General features: G+C 59.8%; 24 protein-coding genes. 13 read left to right on the top strand and 11 right to left on the bottom strand.

What is annotated here, in order from left to right:
• The first annotated feature begins 77 nt into the window (after window positions 1-77).
• Complete coding sequence (gene ydfZ / locus ACB034_RS20435) at window positions 78-275, top strand: putative selenium delivery protein YdfZ (RefSeq protein ID WP_225633647.1); 198 nt, start codon at window positions 78-80, stop codon at window positions 273-275.
• A gap of 87 nt (window positions 276-362) precedes the next feature.
• Here ydfZ and ACB034_RS20430 read toward each other — a convergent pair whose 3' ends face one another.
• Window positions 363-857 (bottom strand): hypothetical protein, encoded by a 495-nt coding sequence (locus tag ACB034_RS20430; RefSeq protein ID WP_342011267.1) that lies wholly within the window; start codon window positions 855-857, stop codon window positions 363-365.
• A gap of 183 nt (window positions 858-1,040) precedes the next feature.
• Between ACB034_RS20430 and ACB034_RS20425 the strand changes: the two genes are divergently transcribed.
• The gene (locus tag ACB034_RS20425; RefSeq protein WP_216993303.1) at window positions 1,041-1,478 is read left to right on the top strand and encodes a DUF2846 domain-containing protein; all 438 of its coding nucleotides are present in this window, start codon (window positions 1,041-1,043) and stop codon (window positions 1,476-1,478) included.
• A 186-nt stretch (window positions 1,479-1,664) separates the two neighbouring features.
• On the opposite strand, the gene ACB034_RS20420 is transcribed toward ACB034_RS20425, so the two are convergent.
• The 4 genes from ACB034_RS20420 to uvrD all read right to left on the bottom strand — a co-directional run bounded on the left by ACB034_RS20420 (window position 1,665) and on the right by uvrD (window position 5,733).
• Window positions 1,665-1,973: a nucleotidyltransferase domain-containing protein gene (locus ACB034_RS20420; RefSeq protein ID WP_371173622.1), complete on the bottom strand. Its 309-nt coding sequence runs from the start codon at window positions 1,971-1,973 to the stop codon at window positions 1,665-1,667.
• Window positions 1,973-2,614, bottom strand: a complete 642-nt coding sequence (locus tag ACB034_RS20415) for a hypothetical protein (protein WP_371173621.1) — start codon at window positions 2,612-2,614, stop codon at window positions 1,973-1,975. The genes ACB034_RS20420 and ACB034_RS20415 overlap by 1 nt, the downstream gene beginning before the upstream one ends.
• Window positions 2,611-3,303 (bottom strand): HNH endonuclease, encoded by a 693-nt coding sequence (locus ACB034_RS20410; protein WP_371173620.1) that lies wholly within the window; start codon window positions 3,301-3,303, stop codon window positions 2,611-2,613. The genes ACB034_RS20415 and ACB034_RS20410 overlap by 4 nt, the downstream gene beginning before the upstream one ends.
• Window positions 3,304-3,561: 258 nt before the next feature.
• Complete coding sequence (uvrD, locus tag ACB034_RS20405) at window positions 3,562-5,733, bottom strand: DNA helicase II (RefSeq protein WP_371173619.1); 2,172 nt, start codon at window positions 5,731-5,733, stop codon at window positions 3,562-3,564.
• A gap of 505 nt (window positions 5,734-6,238) precedes the next feature.
• On the opposite strand from uvrD, the gene ACB034_RS20400 reads away from it, so the two are divergent.
• From ACB034_RS20400 to ACB034_RS20375, 6 genes are all read left to right on the top strand, one after another.
• Window positions 6,239-7,237: a BMP family protein gene (locus ACB034_RS20400; protein ID WP_026457413.1), complete on the top strand. Its 999-nt coding sequence runs from the start codon at window positions 6,239-6,241 to the stop codon at window positions 7,235-7,237.
• 86 nt (window positions 7,238-7,323) lie between these two features.
• The gene (locus ACB034_RS20395) at window positions 7,324-8,904 is read left to right on the top strand and encodes an ABC transporter ATP-binding protein (RefSeq protein WP_371173618.1); all 1,581 of its coding nucleotides are present in this window, start codon (window positions 7,324-7,326) and stop codon (window positions 8,902-8,904) included.
• Between the two features lie 180 nt (window positions 8,905-9,084).
• Window positions 9,085-10,203: an ABC transporter permease gene (locus ACB034_RS20390; protein WP_042072464.1), complete on the top strand. Its 1,119-nt coding sequence runs from the start codon at window positions 9,085-9,087 to the stop codon at window positions 10,201-10,203.
• Window positions 10,204-10,207: 4 nt separating this feature from the next.
• Entirely contained in the window at window positions 10,208-11,173 is a 966-nt protein-coding gene (locus ACB034_RS20385; protein ID WP_042027341.1) for an ABC transporter permease, read from the top strand.
• A gap of 222 nt (window positions 11,174-11,395) precedes the next feature.
• Window positions 11,396-12,028, top strand: a complete 633-nt coding sequence (locus ACB034_RS20380; RefSeq protein WP_371173617.1) for an SCO family protein — start codon at window positions 11,396-11,398, stop codon at window positions 12,026-12,028.
• A gap of 68 nt (window positions 12,029-12,096) precedes the next feature.
• Entirely contained in the window at window positions 12,097-13,386 is a 1,290-nt protein-coding gene (locus ACB034_RS20375; RefSeq protein WP_082037538.1) for an MATE family efflux transporter, read from the top strand.
• A gap of 10 nt (window positions 13,387-13,396) precedes the next feature.
• On the opposite strand, the gene trmL is transcribed toward ACB034_RS20375, so the two are convergent.
• The 3 genes from trmL to ACB034_RS20360 form a co-directional block, all read right to left on the bottom strand.
• A complete protein-coding gene (trmL, locus tag ACB034_RS20370; RefSeq protein ID WP_042072469.1) occupies window positions 13,397-13,861 on the bottom strand; it encodes a tRNA (uridine(34)/cytosine(34)/5-carboxymethylaminomethyluridine(34)-2'-O)-methyltransferase TrmL in 465 nt (154 codons plus the stop codon).
• 63 nt (window positions 13,862-13,924) lie between these two features.
• A complete protein-coding gene (locus ACB034_RS20365; RefSeq protein WP_216993295.1) occupies window positions 13,925-15,295 on the bottom strand; it encodes an ATP-binding protein in 1,371 nt (456 codons plus the stop codon).
• Entirely contained in the window at window positions 15,277-15,972 is a 696-nt protein-coding gene (locus tag ACB034_RS20360) for a response regulator (RefSeq protein WP_026457439.1), read from the bottom strand. Before ACB034_RS20360 ends, ACB034_RS20365 begins: the two co-directional genes overlap by 19 nt.
• Before the next feature lie 85 nt (window positions 15,973-16,057).
• Here ACB034_RS20360 and ACB034_RS20355 point away from each other — a divergent pair, with 85 nt between their 5' ends.
• The 4 genes from ACB034_RS20355 to ACB034_RS20340 all read left to right on the top strand — a co-directional run bounded on the left by ACB034_RS20355 (window position 16,058) and on the right by ACB034_RS20340 (window position 19,460).
• Entirely contained in the window at window positions 16,058-16,969 is a 912-nt protein-coding gene (locus ACB034_RS20355) for a cation diffusion facilitator family transporter (protein ID WP_201943097.1), read from the top strand.
• Between the two features lie 10 nt (window positions 16,970-16,979).
• Complete coding sequence (gene cysE, locus ACB034_RS20350; protein ID WP_124238642.1) at window positions 16,980-17,759, top strand: serine O-acetyltransferase; 780 nt, start codon at window positions 16,980-16,982, stop codon at window positions 17,757-17,759.
• 21 nt (window positions 17,760-17,780) lie between these two features.
• A complete protein-coding gene (locus ACB034_RS20345) occupies window positions 17,781-19,061 on the top strand; it encodes a hypothetical protein (RefSeq protein WP_371173616.1) in 1,281 nt (426 codons plus the stop codon).
• Between the two features lie 189 nt (window positions 19,062-19,250).
• On the top strand, window positions 19,251-19,460 hold the full coding sequence (locus tag ACB034_RS20340; protein ID WP_005307594.1) for a cell division protein ZapB: 210 nt from the start codon (window positions 19,251-19,253) through the stop codon (window positions 19,458-19,460).
• Between the two features lie 72 nt (window positions 19,461-19,532).
• Here ACB034_RS20340 and elbB read toward each other — a convergent pair whose 3' ends face one another.
• A complete protein-coding gene (gene elbB / locus ACB034_RS20335) occupies window positions 19,533-20,183 on the bottom strand; it encodes an isoprenoid biosynthesis glyoxalase ElbB (protein WP_371173615.1) in 651 nt (216 codons plus the stop codon).
• A 400-nt stretch (window positions 20,184-20,583) separates the two neighbouring features.
• Between elbB and polA the strand changes: the two genes are divergently transcribed.
• Window positions 20,584-23,334, top strand: a complete 2,751-nt coding sequence (gene polA / locus ACB034_RS20330) for a DNA polymerase I (RefSeq protein WP_371173614.1) — start codon at window positions 20,584-20,586, stop codon at window positions 23,332-23,334.
• 90 nt (window positions 23,335-23,424) lie between these two features.
• On the opposite strand, the gene ACB034_RS20325 is transcribed toward polA, so the two are convergent.
• Both ACB034_RS20325 and ACB034_RS20320 read right to left on the bottom strand, forming a co-directional pair.
• Window positions 23,425-23,964 carry a gamma carbonic anhydrase family protein gene (locus tag ACB034_RS20325; protein ID WP_371173613.1) on the bottom strand — a complete coding sequence of 180 codons (540 nt, stop codon included), beginning with the start codon at window positions 23,962-23,964 and terminating at the stop codon, window positions 23,425-23,427.
• Window positions 23,965-24,053: 89 nt separating this feature from the next.
• A partial coding sequence (locus ACB034_RS20320; protein ID WP_371173612.1) for a hypothetical protein occupies window positions 24,054-24,296 on the bottom strand: 243 nt, incomplete at its 5' end.

Raw genomic sequence — 24,296 nt, 5'->3', positions numbered from 1 at the left:
ACATCCCGTTTTTTCAGGGGCGTAGTCTGGCTCCGTTGTCCCGGGCACAGGCCCGGACACAGGAAAAGGAGAAAGTAATGAAGATCTATGATCGCAACAGAAACGTGCTCAACATCGGCCAGCGCGTAATGATTGCCGCCACCGGCGCCGTCGATACCCTGAAGGAGGCCCACACCGACAATATGACCCCCTATCAGGCAGAGCACGAGAAGTGCGTGCTGCTGGCAAACTCCGGGGAGCGTTACGCGCCCATCGAGTTGATTAGACTAGGCTGATAACCCGCTTTATCTGTCACCCTACTCTTTACAATTCACCCGGCCGCAGCACCCCGTCTGACGGCCGGGTTTCTGATTTCCCCCTGTTTACCTACCACGTTTCACTAGATCAGCGCGCAGGCCGGGTTGTCGTTTGCCAAGATGGTGGATCAGCAACAGAGCTGGCAACAGGATGGCCAGCAGCCAGTGCCAGTGGGGCAGGATAAAGGACCAAATAATCTCATGGGGTTGCCAGGTTGAGGCCGTCGCCGTCATAAAGGCTGTTTCGTAAGCCTGCCATAGCCAGATCATGGTAAAGAGTGGTAACAGCAACAGACGGGGCGCCAGCAGAAACAGTGGCCAGAAGAGTGTGCCCAGAAGGGTACCCAACTCCAGCATGGGCAGAGCCAGCTCGGCAAAGGTATTTCCTTGATAGGAGCCGCCCCACACAAGAAATGCATTGTCTGTCAGCATCGGCCACCAGGAAGCGTACTGGAACAGGGTGAACGAGAGGGCAAACAGCAGGCTGGCCAGTAGCGCCAGTACCATTTTGAACACGATCCACCGACCCAGTCGGCGCACCCTTGGCATCCATTTAGACATTAATGACTCCCATCAAGCAACGGGCAGTATGCCGTGCTTGAGGGTTCCTTCAAAGCGCTGTGGTATCACCATTAATTGCCGGAATATTGAGTCCGGTCACACCCGCTGTGGTTTGAGCGGTTGCTTGCCAATTAAGTCTCATGCGAACCTTTACCTCCCTTTAATCCAATAAAAACAAAGACTATGTTCAGGAAAATAATGGTAACCGCCGCCCTGCTGTCGGCGGGTCTGATGTCTGGTTGTGCCTCCGTGCCCATGGCCGACACCTCGGCGGATGCTCAGGCCAAGCAGTTTGTCGCCCCGGCCAATGCCGCCAACCTCTATATCTATCGCAATGAAACCTTCGGGGCCGCCGTCAAGATGCCGGTGCTGGTGGATGGCATGGCGGTCGGTGACACGGTGGCCCACACCTATATCCTCAAGCAGGTGACGCCGGGTAGCCACACCATCACCTCCAAGTCGGAGAACGATGCCACCCTGACCCTCAGCACCGAGGCGGGTAAAAACTACTACGTCTGGCAGGAGGTCAAAATGGGCCTGCTGATGGCCCGCTCCAAGCTGAGTCAGGTCAGTGAAGAAGAAGGCAAGAAAGGGGTGATGGAGAGCAAGTTGGTCAAGTGACCAGATATTTTCACCTCACAAACAGGGCGTAGCCTCATCAGCTACGCCTCTGTCAGAAAGGTGGGTGTCCCATATTTCCTGTCCGTGTAGGTTCGATTACGCTTCGCTAATCGAACCTACGGCCCTAACAAACGAGGCATAGCCTTATCAGCTACGCCTCTGTCAAAAAGATGGGAGTCCCAGCCCTCATAGCTGTACTTTGGAAGGTGGAAGCCCTTTAACTAACTGCCAGAGAGGAATACAGCCCTCATTCGCCACAAACTGGGTTTCAGTTTCCTCTTCTGGAAGCATGTATAACAAATCAAGAGGGAGCTCTTGACCCGCAATTTTCAATTCTTCTTTCAATCGATATAGTGATTCACCAGATGGTCCAACAATCAATATGTCGTAATCACTGCCAATATGATAGAGCGATGAGCCAAACATGAATGCGTCGAATTTTTTGAGTGTCTTGCAAGTTCTAATCAAATAATTAGCAACTTCAGTCGCAGTCATTAGGGGCTCTGTAGAAATGTTTTCAATTCTTCCCATTTCATAACCTTACATCCAAGTTCAAGACCTGCGTCGATAGCATTCAATGTTGGATTGCCATTAGGATTGATGTTCCACGCAATATCAATTGGTCCACATATTTCCCAGATTGTGCGGATGGCGTCAGCCGTTGGTTCATATTCCCTGACCATTCCAATTCGAAAATGACGCCCATTGACTAAAGTTACAGATAGTATGCGATCAAATTCTCTAACTACATTCCTGACAACTCGCAGCTGATTAATTATCCGCACTGCAAAAGAATAATCTTTATGAGAAGCAATGTTTATATTTTCGCTATAAATAGCAGAATATAGTGTGCCTGCACTTCCCCAGCCAATACCATTGTTCTCTAGATACGAGATTGCCCCTCCTTCCCAGATACACTCTTTCCTATAACCACAAAGGAAATCTAAATTAGGAAATTCTGCATGATAGTTTCTTGCTTGTTCTTCATTAACTCTATATGAGTCGGATATTATAGCCAACACATCTGGTTGCTCTCTGATAGAAATATTTATAGCATCACCACCAACATGCCCTGCAGATATTACATTTGTTTCTTTTTTAATATTTTCAAGTGCATACTTAATCTGCCATTTCATGCAAATATACCATCCATTGCTACAGGATACCGAATAACCCCACCTGCAACACCACAAATATGACGTGCAGAAAGACCTCGAACATGCTCTTTATATTGAGCAAATACTTCATGTTCTTCTGCATTCATAAGGTGAGAATTTGCCTGAATTATGGCTTGAATGCGGAAGTGGTTTGGTAGAATAACGCTTCTCATTCTTTGAGTCCACGTAATTGCTGATTCAGACTCTGGATCATAGTTAAATCGACGTCCATCAACCGGTGCAAACTCTGCCCATACAGTCCTATTTTCAGCCATAACTGAAATAACTGCATCTCTTACTTGTTTGCGTTCTTGATAAGAAATAACACCTTGTCTATTCGCTAACGAGGCTAAATGATTGGTCTTCCAATCTAATAGCTTATTCCTAGGATAAGCAATAGGATCCTTGTCTATTATTGTATGGCAAGTAGGACATAAAAGAATCAGGTTATCAAAAGAATCACTGTTAAAGTCTTTATCAGGCCTATCTTCGTGACGAGGACCTTGATCCCCATATGGGATCATATGTGCCATTTCAGCTATATGTTTATCTCCACCCATTTCTGCAGGGAAAAGAGGCCGAAGGCAGTCCGGGTTTTGGCAGTGTCCAGCTGCGGCAGAAAATAGCCTTAGCTTAGTTTCCGTAGGAATACTTTTTCGAACAGCCATATTTTAAATATCCCCAAATGTCGATACTACTATTTTTACAGATGGCCTCAAAGTGTACTGCTGGCTAGGTGATTGATGAAGCTTTTTAGCTCAGAGATGTGAGATAAATCAGTCTTGTCATTGAAAAGGAATAAAACTGATGTCCTAATGGCGAAGCGTATTCGGATAGCCTCATATTTAAGTTTAAAGTTGTTGCGATGATGATATAAAAACCAACCCGGCCTAAGCCGGGTTGGTTTTATCAAAAAGCGGGAAAAATCAAAGCGCTTCCAATCTGGCATACGCGGTCACCAGCCACTTGGCGCCGACGTCGTCGAACTGGATCTGTACCCGGCTCTGCTGGCCGACCCCTTCGAAGTTGAGCACTATGCCTTCCCCGAATTTCGGATGGAGCACCCGCTGGCCGAGTGTGATGCCGCTGGCGTCGAAGCTCTGCTGTACCTCGTTCTGGCTGAAGCGGCCGTACTGGGTGGGTCTGCTGACCTGAGTACGCAGCCGGATCTCTTCCAGACACTCGGCGGGCATCTCGCGGATAAAGCGGCTCGGTTTGTGGAACATCTCGCGGCCGTAGATGCGGCGACTCTCGGCATAACAGATGTAGAGCTTCTCCATGGCGCGGGTCATGCCGACGTAACACAGGCGCCGCTCCTCCTCCAGCCGGCCCGACTCCTCGGTCGATTGCTGGCTGGGGAACATCCCTTCTTCCACCCCGACCAGCAGCACCAGCGGGAACTCCAGCCCCTTAGCGCTGTGCAAGGTCATCAGCTGCACTGCGTCGGCGTATTCGTCGGCCTGATTCTCGCCGGATTCCAGCGCCGCGTGGGCGAGGAAGGCGGAGAGATCGCTCATATCTTCCAGCTCGTCCGGGCGCTGGTACTGGCGGCAGGCGGTGACCAGTTCGTCCAGGTTTTCTACCCGTGCCTGGGATTTCTCGCCCTTCTCCGCCAGATACATGGCCTTGAGGCCGGAATTCTGGATGGCGATATCCGCCTGCTGATGCAGGGGCAGCATGGAGACCTGCTCTTCCAGCGCGTCGATAAGCTCGACAAAGCCGCGCACCGCGTTGCCGGCGCGGCCGGTCAGCACCTTGTCATTGAGCAGTGCTTTGGCCGATTGCCACAGGTTGAGCCCCTGATCGCGGGCGTTGCCGCGCAGGATCTCGAGGGTGCGATCGCCGATACCACGGGTCGGGGTGTTGACCACCCGCTCGAAGCTGGCGTCGTCGCCACGGTTGTTGATAAGGCGCAGGTAGGCCATGGCGTCCTTGATCTCTTGCCGCTCGAAGAAGCGCAGGCCGCCGTAGATGCGGTAGGGCATGGCATCCTGCATCAGCGCCTCTTCCAGCACCCGCGACTGGGCGTTGGAGCGATAGAGGATGGCGCAGTCGGCCAAGAGGCCACCTTTCTCTTTCCAATCCTTGAGGCGGCCGACCACGAAGCGCGCCTCGTCCACCTCGTTGAAGGCGGCATACAGCGAAATCGGCTCGCCCTCGGCCCCCTCGGTCCACAGCTCCTTGCCAAGGCGCTCGGCGTTGTTGGCGATGACGCTGTTGGCGGCTTTCAGGATATTGGCGGTGGAGCGGTAGTTCTGCTCGAGGCGGATGGTCTCGGCGCCCTGATAGTCGGTCAGGAAGCGCTGGATGTTCTCTATCTTGGCGCCGCGCCAGCCGTAGATGGACTGGTCATCGTCGCCGACGATCATCACCTTGCCGCTGTTGCCCGCCAGCATCCGCAGCCAGGCGTACTGGATGCCGTTGGTATCCTGAAACTCGTCCACCAGGATGTTCTGGAAGCGATCGCGGTAGTGCTCGAGGATGTGGGGCTTGTTCAGCCACAGCTCGTGGGCACGCAGCAGGAGTTCTGCAAAATCCACCAGCCCGGAGCGATCGCAGGTCTCCTGATAGGTCTTGTAGATCTGCTGATAGGTGCGGGTGACAGGGTCGCCGTAGAGGTCGATGTCGCCGGGGCGCAGTCCCTCGTCCTTCTTGCCGTTGATGTAGCCCATCACGACGCGCGGGGCCCAGTGCTTCTCGTCGAGGTTGAGCGCCTTGAGCACCCGGCGAATGAGACGGTACTGGTCGTCGGAGTCGAGGATCTGGAAATCCTGCGGCAGCCCCGCATCCAGATGGTGGGCCCGCAGCAAGCGGTGGGCGATGCCGTGGAAGGTGCCGATCCACATGCCGCGCACACCGTCACCGATCACCTTCTCGACCCGGCCGCGCATCTCGGCCGCCGCCTTGTTGGTAAAGGTCACCGCGATGATGGAGAAGGGCGAACAGCGTTCCACCTGCATCAGCCAGGCGATACGGTGCACCAGCACCCGAGTCTTGCCCGAACCGGCACCGGCCAGCACCAGCAGGTTGCAACGGGGGGCCGCCACCGCGTCTCTTTGCTTGTCATTGAGCCCGTCGAGCAGGGTTGAAACGTCCATCACCACTCCTGTTTATTTATACAGGCGGCGATTATACGGCCATCCCCCCGTCAGACCAAACCCAAAGTCAGGGGGCGGGCATCGGGGGAGGGGGCCAGCATTCCGATGTGATGTCGACACTCGGGTGTAAACCGAAAAGGGAATGAAGGGGGCGGCGGCACGCTTTGTCGGTACAGCTTCGGCACATCGCGGGAATTTGCGAGCCGGATCACGGACGGGCAGGGGGAGAGATGAATCTCAGGAAAACGATTTACATTAACCCATTGAACAATAAGAGAAATGTCGTTTGGGTCTTTAGTTATTCAGAACAAAAAACTTAAAAATCGCCAAAAAACAACATGTTATATAGTTACTTGCTTATAACTCAAACCGTTAGCGCAAACGTTTTTCTATTATCATCTGCTTGACCCCCACCCGGGCTGACTTAGAGTAAGTCTGCGTGCTAGTTGGCCTGCCCGGGCAGGCAAGCAGGTTCCCTCACTTAATAACAATCAAGGATACGATCGTGACTAAAGTGCTCAAGCTGGCCACCGTGGCCACCCTCACCCTCGCCGCCCTCTCAGCTCAGGCTGCTTCCGAGCCCGCCGTGATCTACGACACCGCCGGCAAGTTTGACAAATCATTCAACGAAGCCGTGTTCCGCAACGGCGTCGAAGTCTACAACAAGGACAAGGGGGTCAAGGTCAAGGAGTTCGAACCCCAGAACGAAGCCCAGCGCGAACAGGGCCTGCGCCGTCTGGCCAGCCGTGGCAACGGCCCCATCGTAGCGGTCGGTTTCAACATGGGCTCGGCGGTAGAGAAGGTCGCGACCGAATTCCCGAAAACCCAGTTCACCATCATCGACATGGTGGTCGACAAGCCGAACGTGCAGTCCGTCATCTTCAAGGAGCATGAAGGCTCCTTCCTGGTCGGTGCGCTGGCGGCCATCGCCTCCAAGAGCGGCAAGGTCGGCTTCGTGGGCGGCATGGATATCCCGCTGATCCGCAAGTTCCAATGCGGCTACGAGCAGGGCGCCAAGTACGTCAATCCGAAGATCGACGTGTTCCAGAACATGACCGGCTCCACCCCGGCGGCCTTTGCTGACCCGGCCAAGGGTGCTGAGCTCGCCAAGTCCCAGTTCGCCAAGGGCGCGGACGTGGTCTATGCCGCCGCCGGCGGTACCGGCATCGGTGTTTACCAGGCTGCCAAGGACGAGGGCAAGCTGGCCATCGGCGTGGATTCCAACCAGAACCACCTGCAACCGGGCACCATGCTGACCTCCATGGTCAAGTCGGTCGGCTTGGCCGCCTACCAGACCTGGGATGACGCAGCCAAGGGCGAGTGGAAGCCGGGCATCAAGAACCTGGGCCTGGCCGAGGGCGGGGTGGATTGGGCACTCGACAAGGATAACGAGAAGCTGATCACTCCGGAAATGAAGGCCAAGGTAGACGCCATCAAGGCCGACATCATCGCTGGCAAGATCAAGGTTCATGACTACATGAGCGACAACTCCTGCAAATACTAATCAGAACCTAGCTACGACTCTCAACGCACCGACCGGCCCGCACGGGCCGGTTTTTAGTCTTACTTCATGACACGCAGGGCTGCATCATGGACCAGACAGATCGCTATGCCATCGAATTAAGAGGTATCGATAAGCGGTTCGGCGACGTATACGCCAACAAGCTGATTGACCTCCAGGTTCGTAAAGGCAGCATTCACGGCATTGTCGGCGAAAACGGCGCCGGCAAATCCACCCTGATGAGCATCATTTACGGTTTCTACCATGCCGACAAAGGCGAGATGCTGATCGACGGGAAACCCTTCAAACCCCATGGCTCACAAGATGCGATTGCCGCAGGGGTGGGCATGGTGCACCAGCACTTCATGCTGGTGAACAACTTCACTGTGTTGGAAAACGTCATCCTCGGCGCCGAGAACGGCTGGCACTTGCGCCAGAGCGTGGCGGCGGCGGAAAAGCTGCTCGGCGAGCTGGCCCGGGACTATGGTCTCGAAGTGCCGCTGCACGAGAAGGTGGAAGATCTGCCGGTGGGCCTGCAGCAGCGGGTCGAGATCCTCAAGGCGCTCTATCGTGGCGCCCGCATCCTGATCCTCGACGAGCCGACCGGGGTACTGACCCCGCAAGAGGCGGATCACCTGTTCGAGGTGCTGAAAAAGCTGCGGGATCAGGGGGCGACCATCATCCTCATCACCCACAAGCTGCGGGAAATCCTGGCCATCACGGATCAGGTCTCCATCATGCGCCGTGGCGAGATGGTGGCCCACGTGGCCACCAAAGACACCGACAAGGAGCAGCTCGCCGAGCTGATGGTGGGGCGCAAGGTGCGCCTCAAGGTCGACAAGGGGCCGACCCAGCCGGGCGAGGCCAAGCTCAAGGTCGAAGGGCTCAGCTATGTCGACGCCAGCAAGGTGGAGCGGGTCAAATCGGTCAGCTTCGAGGTGCGGGCCGGTGAAGTGGTCGGCATTGCCGGCGTCTCCGGCAACGGCCAGTCCGAACTGCTCAGCCTGCTGGGGGGCATCCTCAAGCCGAGCAAGGGGGGCTTTACTATCAGCAGTCGCGACGGGGTGCACCGGGTCAGCGCCGAGCATCCCGCCGATCCCGAGCTAGTGCGCAACTATGGCCTCGGCCATGTGCCGGAAGACAGGCACAAGATGGGCCTCATCAACCGCTTCGAGGCGAAAGAGGCCTTCATCCTCGGCTATCACCGCCGCCCGCAATACAACAAGGGGTGGCTGCAGAACAAAGACGCGATCCAGCAGGATTGCCAGGCCAAGATGGAGAAGTGGGACGTGCGCCCGCCCAGCCCCGAGCACAAGACAGCCAACTTCTCCGGCGGCAACCAGCAGAAGCTGGTGATCGCCCGTGAGGTGGAGCAAGACCCGGACGTGCTGCTGATCGGTCAGCCGACCCGCGGGGTCGACATCGGCGCTATCGAGTACATTCACCAGCAGGTGATCGCCATGCGCGACAAGGGCAAGGCGGTGCTGCTGGTGTCGGTGGAACTGGACGAGATCATGAGCCTGTCGGATCGCATCCTGGTCATCGCCGATGGCCGCATCGTCGGCGAGCTGGATGCCGCCAGGGCGGATGAGCGCACCATCGGCCTGATGATGGCGAATATCGTTCCCGATGAAGTGGCTGCTGGCCCGACACAAGGAGCGACGTCATGAGGATCACATCTGTTTGTCGTCAGCGCGGTCTGATGATGGTCAATATATCCGTGCCCGATGACGTGGCTGCTGGCCCGACACAAGGAGCGACGCCATGATGATCACCTCTGTTTGTCGTCAGCGCGGTCTGATGATGGTCAATACATCTGTGCCCGATGACGTTGCCAAGGAGGCCCACTGATGAGCCAAGTTCGTGTCCCTGCCTGGGTCTCCGTGGGCGTCTTGTCTGCGGTCAATATTCTGCTGGCCTTCCTGGTGTCGGCCATCCTGTTCTACTACCTCGACATCAACCCGGTCGATGCCGCCGAGATCATGTGGTATGGCGCCTTCGGCACCGGCGAGGGGATAGGTTTCACCCTCTACTACGCCACCGGTTTCATCTTCACCGGTCTGGCGGTGGCGGTGGCCTTTCACGCCGGTCTGTTCAACATCGGCGGTGAGGGGCAAGCCTACATCGGCGGTCTCGGCGTCGGCCTGGTCTGTCTGCTGCTCGGCGATGTGCTGCCGTTTGCCCTGTTGCTGCCGCTGGCCATCATCGCCGGCGGCCTGTTCGGCGCGGCCTGGGCCTTTATCCCGGCCTGGCTGCAGGCCAAGCGCGGCAGCCACATCGTCATCACCACCATCATGTTCAACTTCATCGCCGCCTCCCTGATGGCCTATCTGCTGGTGGAGGTGTTCAAGCCGCCCGGATCCATGGCCACCGAGAGTCGGGTGTTCGCCGAGGCGAGCTGGCTGCCCAAGCTGAGCACCATGGCGGCCAGCTTCGGGATGGAAGTGCCCAATAGCCCGCTCAACATCAGTTTCGTCTGGGCGTTGATCTGTGCGCTCCTGGTGTGGGTCTTCATCTGGCATACCCGCTGGGGTTACGAGATCCGGGCGGTGGGGGCGAGCCAGAGTGCCTCTGCCTACGCGGGCATCTCCTATCCCAGAGTGGTGATCCTGGCCATGGTGATCTCCGGCATGCTGGCGGGTTTCTTTGCCCTCAACGTGCTGCAGGGGGAGCTGCACCAGATCAAGCTCAACTTCGTGGAAGGGTTTGGCTTCACCGGCATCGCGGTGGCCCTGATGGGGCGCAACCACCCGGTCGGCGTCATCATCGCCAGCCTGCTGTTCGGCTTCCTCTATCAGGGGGGCGCCGAGCTCAGCTTCGAGTTCGGCGTTGACCGCAACATAGTGGTGGTGCTGCAGGGGCTGGTGATCCTGTTCTGCGGCGCGCTGGAGCACATGATGCGCCCGCGCATCGAGCAGCTCTATCTGGCCTTTGCCAGCCGCTCAACTGCACAAGTGAAGGGGGCCTGATCATATGTTTGAACTGCTGATCCTGATGCTGGATGCCACCATCCGCACCGCGCCGCCCCTCATATTGGCGGCCATGGCGGGCATGTTCTGCGAGCGCTCCGGGGTGGTCAACATCGCCCTGGAGGGCAAGCTGCTGGCGGCCGCCTTCGCCGGCGGTGCCGCCGCCGCGGTCTCCGGCTCGGCCTGGGTCGGGCTGGGGGCCGGGGTGCTGGTCTCGGTGCTGTTTGCCCTGATGCACGGCTTTGCCACCATCACCCACCGGGGTGATCAGGTGGTGAGCGGCATGGCCATCAATATCCTGGCGGCCGGTCTGACCGTTACCCTGGGCCGTTACTGGTTCGATCAGGGGGGCCAGACACCGGCGCTCTCCGGCGATGCCCGCTTCGCCCCCATCGATCTGCCCTATGCCAAGGAGCTGTATGACGTGCCCGTCATAGGCCAGCTCTACAGCGAGCTCCTGAGCGGCCACTCCCTGCTGGAGTACCTGGCGTTCGCCGCCGTGCCGCTGGCCTGGTGGGTGCTGTTTCGCACCCGCTTCGGCCTGCGGTTACGGGCGGTGGGCGAGGCGCCGGCGGCGGTCGATACTGCCGGCATCTCTGTGGTGCGGATGCGCTACACGGCGCTTATCATCGGCGGCCTGCTGGCGGGGCTGGGCGGCGTCTACCTGTCGGTGGCCCAGACTGCCCAGTTTATCCCCAACATGAGCGCTGGCAAGGGCTTCATGGCGCTGGCGGCGCTGGTGTTCGGCAAGTGGCGCCCCTGGAATGCCATGGCCGCCTGCCTGCTGTTCGGCTTCCTCGATGCGGTGGCCATTCGCCTGCAAGGGGTGAGCGTGGGGGGCTTTGCCATCCCGGTACAGGCCATCGAAGCGCTTCCCTATATCCTGACGGTGTTCCTGCTGGCCGGTTTTATCGGTCGTGCGGTGGCGCCCAAGGCGCTCGGCACCCCTTATGTGAAGGAGCGGGAGTAGCGTCTACGCGTTCTCTATGCCCGGGGCCCCATTGGCGGGCTCCATCCCAAAGCCCCCTCGTTATAGAGGGGGCTTTTGTTTTTACAGGATCTGGCGCTGGCAAATTGCCCGACAAGAGGTTGATGCGCGATGACGACCCGTTTCCGGCCCATTGGAGTTACAATACCGGCCTCCATGTGACCACTGCAGGTCAGATGCACCGAACTGAAAGGGTCTCTTGTTATGATGAAGCTTCGTTATCCCCTGATTTTTCTGCTGTTGACAAGCTGCCTCATCTTCGCGTTCTACGTTACCCGGCCAGAGATGCCGGAGCATGCCGACTACTATCCCGCCGCACGGGACATCAATGACTTCACCTTTACCGACGCGGACAATCAGCCCTTTACCCCCGCCAATCTGCTGGGACACTGGACCTTCCTGTTCGTCGGCTACACCTTCTGCCCCGATATCTGCCCCACCACCATGGCCGATTTGCGTTCCATCTACGGCGAGCTCAAGCAGCTGGCGCCCAACAGCCAGGTGGTGTTCGTCTCGGCGGATCCCCAGCGGGATACCCTGGAGCGCCTCAAGACCTATACCGCCTTCTTCAATCCCGAATTCAAGGCGGTGACGGCGGATCACGACAAGCTGTTCCCCTTCGTGCGCAACCTGGGGCTCATCTACTCCATCGCCAATCAGGGGGAGAAGGATTACCTGATCGATCACTCCGCCTCCATCGTACTCATCAACCCCAAGGGCAAGCTGCAGGGCGTGTTTCGCCCGCAGGTGACGCCGGGTCAGGTGCCACGGGTGCAGATGGCGACCCTGCTCTCTGACTTCTCCCGCATTCTGAAGCTGTCGGGCAACCGGGAGTGACCCGTCCGGTTGCGCCCTGGTGGCGGGATCCCGCTCGCCACGGCGCCGTCTTTGCCCTCGCCCTGCCCATGGTGTTTTCCAACATCACCACCCCCATGCTGGGGCTGGTGGACACCTGGGTGATCGGTCATCTCGGCGAGGCCTGGTTTCTCGGCGGTGTCTCGGTCGGCTCGACCCTCATCAACCTGATCTTCTGGCTGCTCGGCTTCCTGCGCATGTCCACGACCGGGCTCACGGCCCAGGCCCATGGCGCCGCCGATCAGCGCGCCCAGCTCGATGCCCTGGTGCGGGCGTTGGGGTTAGCCATCGTCATGGGATTGGGGCTGCTTGTGCTGCTCTTTCCCCTGCTGCCCTGGCTTATCGCTCTGAGTGGCGGCTCTGCCGAGGTGCAGCTCTATGCCGGCCAGTACGTGGCGGTGCGGATCTGGAGCGCGCCGGCGGCGCTGTGCAATTTGGTGCTCATGGGCTGGTTGTTGGGAATGCAGGATGCCCGTAGTCCCATGGTGATGCTGATCCTCACCAATCTAGTCAACATGGCGCTGGATGCCCTGTTCGTGCTGGGGCTGGGCTGGCAGGTGCGCGGCGTGGCAGCGGCCTCGGTGCTGGCGGATTACGGCGCGCTGGCGGTTGGTATCTGGCTGGTTCGCCACCATCTGCGCCAGTTGTTGCCCGAGGTGTGGCAGGACGGCTGGCAGCGCTGGCGGCGGCTCGCCCCCCTGAAGCGACTGCTCGGGCTGAACCGGGATATCTTCCTGCGGGCGCTCTGCCTGCAACTCTGTTTTGCCTTCATGACCCTGCAAGGGGCCAGGCTGGGGGACGTGGCGGTGGCCGCCAATGCGGTACTGCTCAACTTCCTGATGCTGATCTCCTACGGGCTGGACGGCTTTGCCTACGCGGTGGAGGCCATGGTGGGCCGCGCCATCGGCCAGCGGGATCGCCAGAAGCTGCGGGAGGCCATCCTGCTCAATCTGGGCTGGGCCGCCCTGATCGCGGCCGGATTTACCCTGGGATTTGCCCTGTTGGGCAGCCAGTTTATCGGCCGGATCACCGATATCCCTGAGGTGGTGGCTGCGGCCAATGGCCAGCTGCCCTGGCTGGTGGCCATGCCGCTGCTGGCGGTCTGGTGCTTCCTGCTGGACGGGGTCTTTATCGGCGCCACCCGGGCGAAGGAGATGCGCAACAGCATGCTGCTGGCGGTCTTCGGCGGTTTCTTCCCGGTCTGGTGGCTGACCCAGTCGTGGGGCGTGGCTGCCCTGTGGGCGGCGATGGCCGCGCTCATGGTGGGGCGCGGTCTGACCCTGGGGTTCCTGTGCTGGCAACTGGAGCGCAGCGGCCGCCTGCTCGACGCCCGCCACTGATTTTCCAACCTTAGAGGGCGCCTTCGTAGCCCAGCTGGCGCCAGCTTTCGTAGACGAACACCGACACGGCGTTGGAGAGGTTCATGCTGCGGCTCTGGGGCAGCATGGGGATGCGCAGCCGCTGTTCGAACGGCAGGCTCTCGATGAGATCCGCAGGCAGGCCGCGGCTCTCGGGGCCGAACAGCAGGGCATCGCCCAAGGCAAACTGGGCCGCCGAGTGGGCGGTGCGCCCCTTGGTGGTGCAGGCGAACACCCGCTTCGGCGCCACCGCCGCCAGGAAGGCTTCAAAGTTCGGCCAGCGCTTCACCTCGGCAAATTCGTGATAGTCGAGTCCCGCCCGCTTCACCCGCTTGTCATCCCACTCGAACCCCAGCGGCTCTATCAGGTGCAGCCGGTAACCTGTGTTGGCACAGAGCCGGATGATGTTGCCCGTATTGGGCGGAATTTCGGGTTGGTAGAGCACGATATCGAGCATGGCAGGGCTCCTGCTGGGACGGAAAGGGCGCCAGCATACCCAGCGCCCGTGGCGTTGAAAAGATCAGGCGATGGGCAGGCGGATGGTAATGGTTAGTCCGGTCGGCTGGTTGCTGCTGGCCTGGATGGTGCCGCCGTGGCGATGGATCGCCTCCGAGGCGATGGCGAGCCCGAGCCCTGTGCCCCCGGTCTTGGCGTTGCGGGCATCGTCGACCCGAAAGAAAGGCAGAAACAGCTGCTCCTGCTGCTCTGGCGGCACGCCTGGGCCGTCGTCGCGGATGATCATCACCCACTCCCGCCCTTCCCGATACCACTCCACCTTGATGAATTCACGGGCATATTTGAGCGCGTTGCGCAGGGGATTCTCCACCGCCCGTGCCAGCAGCTCGGGCCACATCGGCAGCGACTCGGCAGGCAGTGGCGGCAGACGCAGCTGCTTGCCGCTCTGGTTGGCCTCGAACATGGCGTCTTCCAGAATGGGCTCCAGCAGCTCGGCCAGCGGCTGCACCACGGGGGCCTCTACATGCTGCTGTACCCGCGACAGATCCAGCAGGTCGCCGATCAGCTTGTCCAGCCGGCCAATCTCCGACTCGATTCGCGCCAGCTCGGCGCTGTCGCCCTGCTTGCGGCGGATCAGGGCCTGGGCCAGCTGCATCCGGGTGAGCGGGCTGCGCAGCTCGTGGGAGATGTCGGAGAGCAGCTGTTTCTGCTTCTGGATCATGCTCTTGAGGGTATCCACCATGTGGCTCACGTTGTCGGCCAGCTGGCCTATCTCGTCACCCCGGCCGAGGTTGGGGATCTGGGTCTCCAGGCTGCCGGCAGCCAGCAGGGAGACCGCTTTTTGCAATTGCAGTATGGGGCGGGTCAGGCGCCAGGCGAGCAGCAGGCAGAGCGGGGTGCTGACCAGCATGGCGACCCCGAGGATGCGGATCGGGTGATCCAGGATCTGGATGAACAGGAACAGATAGGGGGTATCGACGTTGAGCCCGAAATAGACGTGGTATTGCTGGCCGCGATGCTCCATCAGGAAGGGGCCGGCGATGGCCTTGCGATCCTCGTGACCCAACATGGGGTGGTTGGGATTGTCGGCATCTACCATGAAGCGAACCACGAACTTGCGGGGATGGACGGTGGACTGGATCTGGCCGTTGGCACCGCGTACATAGACGTTGTCCACCGGCAGCATGGTGATCTTCTCCATCGCCTTTGCCAGCTCGAAATCCCGCGCCGGGTCAGCGGCATCCTTGAGGATCTGCACGTTGTGCTGCATCCGCATCACCTCATGGGCAGGCAACGGGAGCTGGTTGCGCGGATCCAGGTTGGGCAGGCTGATGACGGCGGCCATCATCACCAGCAGGATCAGCCAGAACCAGACGAAGATCTGGGTGGAGAGACCGCTGATCGAGGGCGCCTTGATTACTCCTGTTCTAGCCACAGATAGCCGCGCCCCCGTACAGTCTTGAAGCGGGGCTGGCCATCGAGCCGTTCCGGCAACTTCTTGCGCAGGTTGCTCAGGTGCATGTCGATGGCGCGATCGAAGGGCTCCAGCTTCTTGCCGAGCACCTGTTCCGAGAGGTGACTCTTGCTGATGATCTGGCCCGGGTTGCGCAGCAGGCACTCCAGCAGGCCGAATTCGGTGGCGGTCAGCTCCAGCGGCTGGTCGCCGCAGCACGCCTGCTGCAGGCCCGGTTGCAGTACGATATCCATGAAGTGGATTTCGTCGGAGCCGTGGCCGCGCTGGGGCTGATGATTCTGGGTGCGGCGCAGGATGGCCCGCACTCTCGCCAGCAGCTCCCGATCATCAAATGGCTTGGCCAGATAGTCGTCGGCGCCGGCCTCTAGGCCGTTGACCCTGTCCTGGCTGTCGCCGCGGGCGGTCAGCATCAGCACCGGGGTGTCGTGGGTCTTGCGCAGCCGGGTCAGCATGGCAAAGCCGTTCAGTTTGGGCATCATCACGTCCAGCAGCACCAGATTGAAGCGTTGTTCCGCCAGGCGCTGCAAGCCCTCTTCACCATCCTCGGCGACCGTGACCTGAAATCCTTCCAGGGTCAGAATTTCGGTGAGCAGCTGGGTCAATTCAAGATCGTCATCGACCAGGAGTATTCTGTTCATCGGGTGTTCTTCCGCAGATTTTCGCGCCAAACTGACGCCGGGGTGAAGGTATAATAATTTTTTACGCGACAGAGGAAAGCCGGATTTGAGCCATCAACACTATTCCCGTTGGGTGACCTTTGCCAGCATGGCAGCGGTTGCGACAGCCACCCTGCTAATCATCGGCAAGCTGATCGCCTGGATCATGACCGACTCGTCGACCCTGCTGGCCTCCCTCACCGACTCCTTCATGGATGTCAGCGCCTCCATCATCAATTTGCTGGCGATCCGCTATGCGCTGGCTCCCGCCGATGACGAACACAGCTTCGGCCACGGCAAGGCGGAGTCCCTGGCCGGGCTCATCCAGGCGGCGTTCATCTCGGGATCGGCCCTGTTGCTGGTGATGCACGGCATCTCCTCCCTGCTCAACCAGACGCCCATTCTGCGGCTGGAGGCGGGGATCTGGGTGACGGTCGGTTCCATCGTGCTGACCCTGCTGCTGGTCAGTTTCCAGAGTGTTGTCATCCGCAAGACCAACAGCGTGGCCATCAAGGCCGACATGCTGCACTACCGCTCCGATCTGCTGCTCAACGGTGGCGTGCTGCTGGCGCTGGTGCTGGCGGGGCAGGGCTGGTATTGGGCAGATGGTCTGTTTGCCGTGCTGATCGGTGGCATTTTGCTGTGGGGCGCCGTCCATATCGGCTACGAGTCGGTGCAGGCGCTGCTCGATCGTCAGTTGCCAGCGGAAGAACAAGCGAGAATAATGACCCTCTGCTGTGCCGTAGATGGCGTTCACGGCGTCCACGATCTGCGAACCCGTCAATCCGGGCCGACCCGATTCGTTCAGTTGCATCTGGAACTTGACGATCAGATCCCCCTGGTCAAGGCCCATCAGATAGCCGATGAAGCCGAGCAGGCGATACGCCAGGCATTCGAGCGAATGGATGTCATCATCCATATGGACCCCATCTCGGTACTGATAAAAGAACAACAGAGTCCTCACCCCGAACAACAGTAGGTTGCACCACATGGATGATCTGGTTGCCAAAACCTGGCAAAAAATTCAGCAAGAAGCGCTCTGCATGGCGGCCGAAGAGCCCATGCTGGCCAGCTTCTTTCACTCCACCATTCTCAATCACAAGAATCTGCGTTCGGCTCTCAGCTTCCAGCTGGCCAACAAGCTCGACAGTGCCACCATGCCCGCCATCGCCCTGCGCGAGGTGATCGAGCTGGCCCTGCGCAGCGAACCCGAACTGCTGGCCATGGTGGCGGCCGATATATGCGCGGTGCAGGAGCGCGACCCGGCGGTCGATCTCTTCTCCACCCCTCTGCTCTACCTCAAGGGCTTCCACGCCCTGCAGGGTTACCGGGTCGCCAACTGGCTGTGGCGCCAGGGGCGCCGTTCCCTGGCGCTCTATCTGCAAAACCAGATCTCCGTGGTGTTCGGGGTGGATGTGCACCCGGCGGCGCGCATCGGCAAGGGCATCATGTTTGATCATGCCACCGGCATAGTGGTGGGTGAGACGGCGGTGATCGAGGATGATGTCTCCATCCTGCAGAGCGTGACCCTGGGCGGGACCGGCAAGGAGAGCGGCGATCGTCATCCCAAGATCCGCGAAGGGGTGATGATAGGGGCGGGCGCCAAGGTGCTCGGCAATATCGAAGTGGGCAGGGGCGCCAAGATAGGTGCCGGCAGCGTGGTGATCAACCCGGTGCCGCCCCACACCACGGTGGCCGGGGTGCCGGCCAGGATTGTGGGCCACCCGGAGTGCGACAAGCCTTCCCTGGATATGGATCAGTGCCTCTGATCCCCTGACCGAGACGATTCGATGGCCAAGCGCTGGTCAGGTTATCTGATCCTGGGGATGTGGCTGCTCAACCTGCTGCATCTCTATCTGGGATTCTCCCCCTGGCCCGCGGCCATCGCGGCCTGGGCAGCCTCTCTCCTCACCTGGCCCTGGCTGGTGGGGGCGGCCAGACGCCAGGCGCTGGCCCTGTACGGAGCGGCCCTGTTGCTGTTGCTCTTCGCCTGGTCGCAGGGGGCCAGCCTCAAGGCCGGCGACTGGCTGCTGCCCAACATCAACATGCTCACCATGTTTGCCGCGGTGAGCACCCTCAACCTCGCCACCTCCGGCCTGCTCACCGGCACCACCTCCTGGCCCGGTCGCAAGGGGTTGTGGTGCACCATGGCCAGCCTCAACCTGCTGGGGGCCGTCATCAACCTTTCGGTGCTCTTCATCATCGGCGATCGACTGGAACGCAACGGCACCCTGGAGCGGCGCCAGGTGATGGTGCTGAGCCGGATCTTCTGTGCCGCCGCCTTCTGGTCCCCCTTCTTCGTCGCCATGGCGGTGGCGCTCACCTACGCTCCCGGCCTGCAGCTCTCGGCGATCCTGCCCTTCGGCATCGTCGGCGCCCTGTTGGCGATGGGGCTGACTGCCTGGCAGGTGGAGCGCCTCGGCGTGCAGGATTTTGCCGGTTATCCACTGCGCCTGCAGACCCTGGGGCTGCCGGTGGCGCTGGCGTTGCTGGTGCTGCTCATCAAGCAGATCTGGCCAGAGCTCGGCATTCTGGCGGTGATCGCCTTGGTGGCGCCGCTGCTGGCACTGATCTTCATGCCAAGCGCCGGTCGCAAGGCGGCCCTCAAGCGCCAGGTGGTGGAGCGCTTCCCTGCCATCGGCGGCCAGCTGGTGCTGTTTCTCGGGGCGGGTCTGCTGGCTGCCGGCATCAACAGCGCCCTGTCGGTGATCGATCTGGGAGGCGGCCACGGGCTACCGTTCTTCAACCACTTCGGCTGGCTCGAAGCCTCCCTCACCCTGCTGCTGATCCTGCTGGTGGCCATCGTCGGGGTGCATCCCCTCATCAGCATCTCGGGGTTGGCTCCCCTGCTCTGGCCCCTGGCGCCGGATCCCAGCCTGCTCGGCATGAGCTTTTTGCTGGGGTGGGGGCTCGCTACCGGCACCAGCCCGCTCTCGGGATCCAACCTGGCGCTGGCCTCCCGCTACAACCTGAGTGCGGGGTCTATTCTGCGCTGGAACCTGGGTTATGGCCTGTCGATGTACGGTGTCGCCTGCCTGTTGCTGGGGGCCTATATCGCCCTGCACGGCTGATGGTCGGAGCTGGCCCCGACTTGGGGAGCAGGATGCGAGAAAAATAGACGCATATTTGGACAATACCTCTACGGAAGGCGCATTTTACAGCGTGCTGGCTTGTTTGTGCCGATGTGCTCGGGGTATGCTGGCTTCACGCGCTTGAATCGCCCTTTGTGGGGCATCGCAATTGAACAAACAGGTATGCATATGTCACTAGAAGTCCTTGAGCAACTCGAATCCAAAGTACAATCCGCCGTCGACAACATCTCCCTGCTGAAGATGGAGCTGGACGAGCTGAAAGAGCAGAACAGCAAGCTGCAAGACGAGAACCATCAGCTGCGCAACGAACACGTTGCATGGCAGGAGCGTCTGCGTGCCCTGCTGGGCAAGATGGATCAGATGGGTGAAAGCATCTAATCCGCCGCTATACGCGAGAATTGAAAACGGGCCGCTCCATGAGCGGCCCGTTTGTCTTGGCGCAGCGGGGGATCACAGGGCAAGCAGTTGCTTGACTGTCTTCTCGATGCCGTCCGCGGCCTCCACTATGTTGCTGGCCAGCATGTAGGCGGGAGTGGAGATCACCTTGCGCTCCTGATCCACCACGAACTCGTTGACCGGGCAGTTGAGATGGCTGCCGCCCATCGTCTCGATGGCGTTGGCGGTGCCCTCATCGTGGCCTATGGTGGCCAGGGTGCCGGCGCCGTAGATAAGCGGGATCATGGCCGGGGCGATGCAGATATAGGCCGCCGGTTTGCCGGCCCTGGCAAAGCTCTGGCAGGCCTTCAGCACATCCGGCTGGATCTGGCACTCGGCTCCCTTGATGGCGAAGTCGCACAGGTTCTTGGCGGCGCCAAAGCCGCCGGGTACCAGCAGGGCGTCATAATCGGCCGCATCCAGCTCGGCCACGTCCTTTATCTGGCTGCGGCAGATGCGGGCGGCTTCGACCAGCACGTTGCGACTCTCTCCTTCACTCACCTCGCCGGTCAGGTGGTTGATCACGTGGAGTTGCGCCACGTTCGGGGCAAAGCATTGGGTGGTGGCGCCATGGCGAGCCAGGGCCAGCAGACTGATGACGGCTTCATGGATTTCTGCCCCGTCGAAGACGCCGCAGCCACTCAAAATCACGGCCACTTTTTTCATGGAAAACTCCTCGTTGTTGAAAATGTGAGCCAGGATGGATTGTTGTACTTTTGTATGGTTATCGCTCGCCATCCGCTGGTCAAGTCATCTTGCTGTGCTAGGATTGTTTCGTTTTGGATCCTGCCGTATCTACTCCCTTAAAACTTTTTCCACATTGATCGAGATCATTTCAACGGTCTGGTGATCGGTTTTAACGAACTCAATTCATTGTTATGTATGCAGTTTTCATTTTTTATCCACAGTGGTTTCACTGGGGTTCATCAATCACTCCATTTTTGAGCACAGAGTTATCCACAGCATGGTAGTCGATGAGGATCCCTCGGCCGGGTCGCCCCCCCTCTTGGTGTGAGGGGGGCCCTGTGGCATCCTAGCGGCTGTTTATCTCTGGCAGGACGATTTCATGGCCCCTAGCAACCCCCTTATTCTGGTCGACGGCTCCTCTTATCTTTACCGCGCCTTCTTTGCCTCTCAGCAGGCCGATCTGCGCACCTCGACCGGTTTGCCGAGCGGCGCCGTCCGTGTCATGGCCAACATGATGCGCAGCCTGCGCAAGCAGTATCCCGACTGCCACGTGGCCGTGGTGTTCGACGCCAAGGGCAAGACCTTCCGCGACGACATCTATCCCGAATACAAGGCCAACCGGGCCAGCATGCCGGATGATCTGCGCAGCCAGGTTGCACCCATCCACCAGATGATCAAGGCGATGGGCTTCCCCTTCCTGATGGTGGAGGGGGTCGAGGCCGACGACGTGATCGGCACCCTGGCTCGTCAGGCGACTGAGAAGCAGTTGCCGGTGCTGATCAGCACGGGGGACAAGGACATGGCGCAGCTGGTCTCCGACCATGTAACCCTGATCGACACCATGAAGGACGTGAAGACCGATCGGGAAGGGGTGATCGAGAAGTTCGGCGTGCCGCCCGAGCTCATCATCGACTACCTGGCCCTGATGGGAGACAAGGTGGACAACATCCCCGGCATGACCGGTGTCGGCGAGAAGACAGCCCTGGCCCTGCTACAGGGTATCGGCAGCATCGACGAGATCGCCGCCAATCTGGACAAGGTGGCGGCCCTCGGCTTCCGTGGCTCCAAGACCTTTGCCGACAAGTTCCGCGAGCAGGAGGAGCAGGTGCGCCTCTCTTATGTGCTGGCCACCATCAAGACCGACGTCGAGCTGGAGCAGAGCCTGGAAGAGCTGGAGCTCGGCCCCATCGACAAGGAAGCCCTGCTGGCGGTCTATCGCGAGTATGAGCTGCGCAACCTGATCAAAGAGCTGGAGTCCGGTGGCGAGGAGAGCGGTGCCGAGGGTGATGAGGAAGGCGCCGCCCCGGCTGCCGCCATCGAAACCGACTACCGCTGCATTCTGGACGAGGCCGAGTTTGACGGCTGGCTGGCCCAGCTGCAGGCGGCGCCGTTGTTTGCCTTCGATACCGAGACCACCAGTCTCGACTATATGGAGGCGCGCATTGTTGGCGTCTCCTTTGCCATCGAGCCGGGCAAGGCGGCCTATGTGCCTTTCGGCCACGACTATCTGGGGGCGCCGGTGCAGCTGACCGAGGCCGTGGTACTCGGCAAGCTCAAACCGCTGCTGGAAGATGCGGCCCGCCTCAAGGTGGGGCAGAACCTCAAGTACGATCGCAACGTGCTGCTCAATCACGGCATCGAGCTGCAGGGCATCGCCTACGACACCATGCTCGAGTCCTATGTGCTCAACTCCACTGCCAGCCGCCACGACATGGATTCGCTGGCCCGCAGGTATCTGAATGCCGAGACCATCTCGTTTGAGGACATTGCCGGCAAAGGTGTCAAGCAGCTCACCTTCAACCAGATCGAGCTGGAGCAGGCGGCCCCCTACGCGGCGGAAGATGCCGATATCACCCTGCGTCTGCACCAAGCGCTATGGGGCAAGCTTGCTGCCGAGCCGGGCCTCGCCAAGGTGTTCAGCGAGATCGAGCTGCCGCTGCTGCCGGTATTGGCACGGATGGAGCGACTCGGTACCACCATCGAGCCCAAGCTGCTGCATCAGCAGAGCCAGGAGATCGAAGTGCGGCTGGCAGAGCTGGAGAAACAGGCCCACGAGCTGGCCGGGCAGGAGTTCAACCTCTCCTCGCCCAAGCAGCTGGGGGAGATCCTCTTCACCAAGCTGGGGCTGCCGATCATCAAAAAGACCCCCAAGGGCGCGCCATCCACTGCGGAAGAGGTGCTGGCCGAGCTGGCGGAGACCTATGAGCTGCCGCGTCTGCTGATGGAGCACCGTGGTCTGGCCAAGCTTAAATCCACCTACACCGACAAGCTGCCGCTGATGATCAAGCCGCAGACCGGGCGGGTGCACACCTCCTATCACCAGGCGGTGGCGGCGACCGGGCGGCTCTCGTCCACCGACCCCAACCTGCAGAACATCCCGGTGCGCAACGAACAGGGGCGTCGCATTCGGCAGGCCTTCATCCCGTGCGCCGGTTACAAGCTGGTGGCGGCGGACTACTCCCAGATCGAGCTGCGCATCATGGCCCACCTCTCCGGTGACAAGGGGCTGCTGACCGCTTTCGCCGAGGGCAAGGACATCCACAAGGCGACCGCCGCAGAGGTATTCGGGGTTGAACTTGATGCGGTGACCAGCGACATGCGTCGCAGCGCTAAGGCGATCAACTTCGGCCTCATCTACGGCATGAGCGCCTTCGGTCTGGCCAAGCAGCTGGGGATCGGCCGTGCCGAGGCGCAGAAGTACATGGATCTCTACTTCGAGCGCTACCCGGGCGTGCTGGAGTACATGGAGCGCACCCGCCAGCAGGCGGAAGCCCAGGGCTATGTCGAAACCCTGTTTGGTCGCCGCCTCTATCTGCCGGACATCAAGTCCCGCAACGCCGGTCTGCGCAAGGCGGCGGAACGGGCTGCCATCAACGCCCCCATGCAGGGGACGGCCGCCGACATCATCAAGCGCGCCATGATCAACGTGGATGGCTGGATCCGGGGGATTGAAGACGAGTCGATCCGCATGCTGATGCAGGTGCACGATGAACTGGTGTTCGAGATCCGCGAAGAGAAGCTGGAAGAGTACATCGCCATCATCAAGGAGAAGATGTCAGCCGCTGCCGAATTGCATGTGCCGCTGGTGGTCGAGGCGGGCACCGGTGACAACTGGGATCAGGCCCACTGATCCCCTGTCAGTCGTCATCGACACCTATATAGCTATATAAGAAGCGAAGCCCGGCCTGATGCTGGGCTTCCTGTTTGTGGCTACGGTGTTTCAGGACTCTTGCAGGTATTCGTCCTTGAGCAGCACATAGTTGTCGGCCGAGGTCTTGAGGAAGGCGATCTCGGCGGGCTTGAGCGGGCGAGCCTGCTTGATGGGATTACCCATATAAAGAAAGCCGGCCTCGAGCCGTTTGCCCGGTGGCACCAGACTGCCGGCACCGATCATCACATCATCTTCGACCACGGCCCCGTCCAGCAGGATGGCCCCCATGCCGACCAGCACCCGGTTGCCTATGGTGCAACCGTGCAGCATGGCTTTATGACCGACCGTGACATCCTCGCCGATCAGCAGTGGATAGCCGCCGGGGTTGCTGGCACTCTTACGGGTCAGGTGCAGCACTGTGCCGTCCTGAATGTTGCTGCGCGCACCGATGCGGATATGGTTGACGTCCCCTCTGGCGGCCACCATGGGCCAGATGCTGGCATCGTCACCCAGCTGGATATCGCCCACCAGGGTGGCGCAGGGGTCTACATATACCCGTTTGCCCAGTTGCGGGCGTTTTCCCTTGTAAGGTCTCAGTCGCAAGTCCATCTTGGCCTCCTTGTTTTCGGCCATTCTAGCAATTCGGCGCTGGTTTCTGTGGATAAGTTTGTATAAAAGCTGTGCTTGGATATGAATAACTAAAAAAGTGCAGTTTTTTGCAATTTTATTGCAGGGGAGGGGTTGCCAGAACGAATTCGCTCCCTATAATGCGCCTCCATCGACACGGCAAGCGGCAACGCAAAGCCCGAGTCGATAACCTCGAAAAGTCGTTGAAAATAAGGCTTGACTCGAGAAGGCGGTTGAGTAGAATGCCACTCCCGCAGCAGCCAAAAGCTGCGTCGCTCTTTAACAATTTGAATCAAGCAATCTGTGTGGGCACT

The organism is Aeromonas sp. S18(2024) (assembly GCF_041402525.1).
Taxonomy (GTDB): domain Bacteria; phylum Pseudomonadota; class Gammaproteobacteria; order Enterobacterales; family Aeromonadaceae; genus Aeromonas; species Aeromonas enteropelogenes.
The sequence above is the reverse complement of the archived record's forward strand: the minus strand, read 5'-3'. Positions and strand labels throughout refer to the sequence as shown.

Coding starts and splice junctions, on each gene's coding strand:
- ydfZ (WP_225633647.1), top strand. CDS start 78: ATGAAGATCTATGATCGCAACAGAAACGTGCTCAACATCGGCCAGCGC.
- ACB034_RS20430 (WP_342011267.1), bottom strand. CDS start 857: ATGTCTAAATGGATGCCAAGGGTGCGCCGACTGGGTCGGTGGATCGTG.
- ACB034_RS20425 (WP_216993303.1), top strand. CDS start 1,041: ATGTTCAGGAAAATAATGGTAACCGCCGCCCTGCTGTCGGCGGGTCTG.
- ACB034_RS20420 (WP_371173622.1), bottom strand. CDS start 1,973: ATGACTGCGACTGAAGTTGCTAATTATTTGATTAGAACTTGCAAGACA.
- ACB034_RS20415 (WP_371173621.1), bottom strand. CDS start 2,614: ATGAAATGGCAGATTAAGTATGCACTTGAAAATATTAAAAAAGAAACA.
- ACB034_RS20410 (WP_371173620.1), bottom strand. CDS start 3,303: ATGGCTGTTCGAAAAAGTATTCCTACGGAAACTAAGCTAAGGCTATTT.
- uvrD (WP_371173619.1), bottom strand. CDS start 5,733: ATGGACGTTTCAACCCTGCTCGACGGGCTCAATGACAAGCAAAGAGAC.
- ACB034_RS20395 (WP_371173618.1), top strand. CDS start 7,324: ATGGACCAGACAGATCGCTATGCCATCGAATTAAGAGGTATCGATAAG.
- ACB034_RS20390 (WP_042072464.1), top strand. CDS start 9,085: ATGAGCCAAGTTCGTGTCCCTGCCTGGGTCTCCGTGGGCGTCTTGTCT.
- ACB034_RS20385 (WP_042027341.1), top strand. CDS start 10,208: ATGTTTGAACTGCTGATCCTGATGCTGGATGCCACCATCCGCACCGCG.
- ACB034_RS20380 (WP_371173617.1), top strand. CDS start 11,396: ATGATGAAGCTTCGTTATCCCCTGATTTTTCTGCTGTTGACAAGCTGC.
- ACB034_RS20375 (WP_082037538.1), top strand. CDS start 12,097: ATGGTGTTTTCCAACATCACCACCCCCATGCTGGGGCTGGTGGACACC.
- trmL (WP_042072469.1), bottom strand. CDS start 13,861: ATGCTCGATATCGTGCTCTACCAACCCGAAATTCCGCCCAATACGGGC.
- ACB034_RS20360 (WP_026457439.1), bottom strand. CDS start 15,972: ATGAACAGAATACTCCTGGTCGATGACGATCTTGAATTGACCCAGCTG.
- cysE (WP_124238642.1), top strand. CDS start 16,980: ATGGATGATCTGGTTGCCAAAACCTGGCAAAAAATTCAGCAAGAAGCG.
- ACB034_RS20345 (WP_371173616.1), top strand. CDS start 17,781: ATGGCCAAGCGCTGGTCAGGTTATCTGATCCTGGGGATGTGGCTGCTC.
- ACB034_RS20340 (WP_005307594.1), top strand. CDS start 19,251: ATGTCACTAGAAGTCCTTGAGCAACTCGAATCCAAAGTACAATCCGCC.
- elbB (WP_371173615.1), bottom strand. CDS start 20,183: ATGAAAAAAGTGGCCGTGATTTTGAGTGGCTGCGGCGTCTTCGACGGG.
- polA (WP_371173614.1), top strand. CDS start 20,584: ATGGCCCCTAGCAACCCCCTTATTCTGGTCGACGGCTCCTCTTATCTT.
- ACB034_RS20325 (WP_371173613.1), bottom strand. CDS start 23,964: ATGGACTTGCGACTGAGACCTTACAAGGGAAAACGCCCGCAACTGGGC.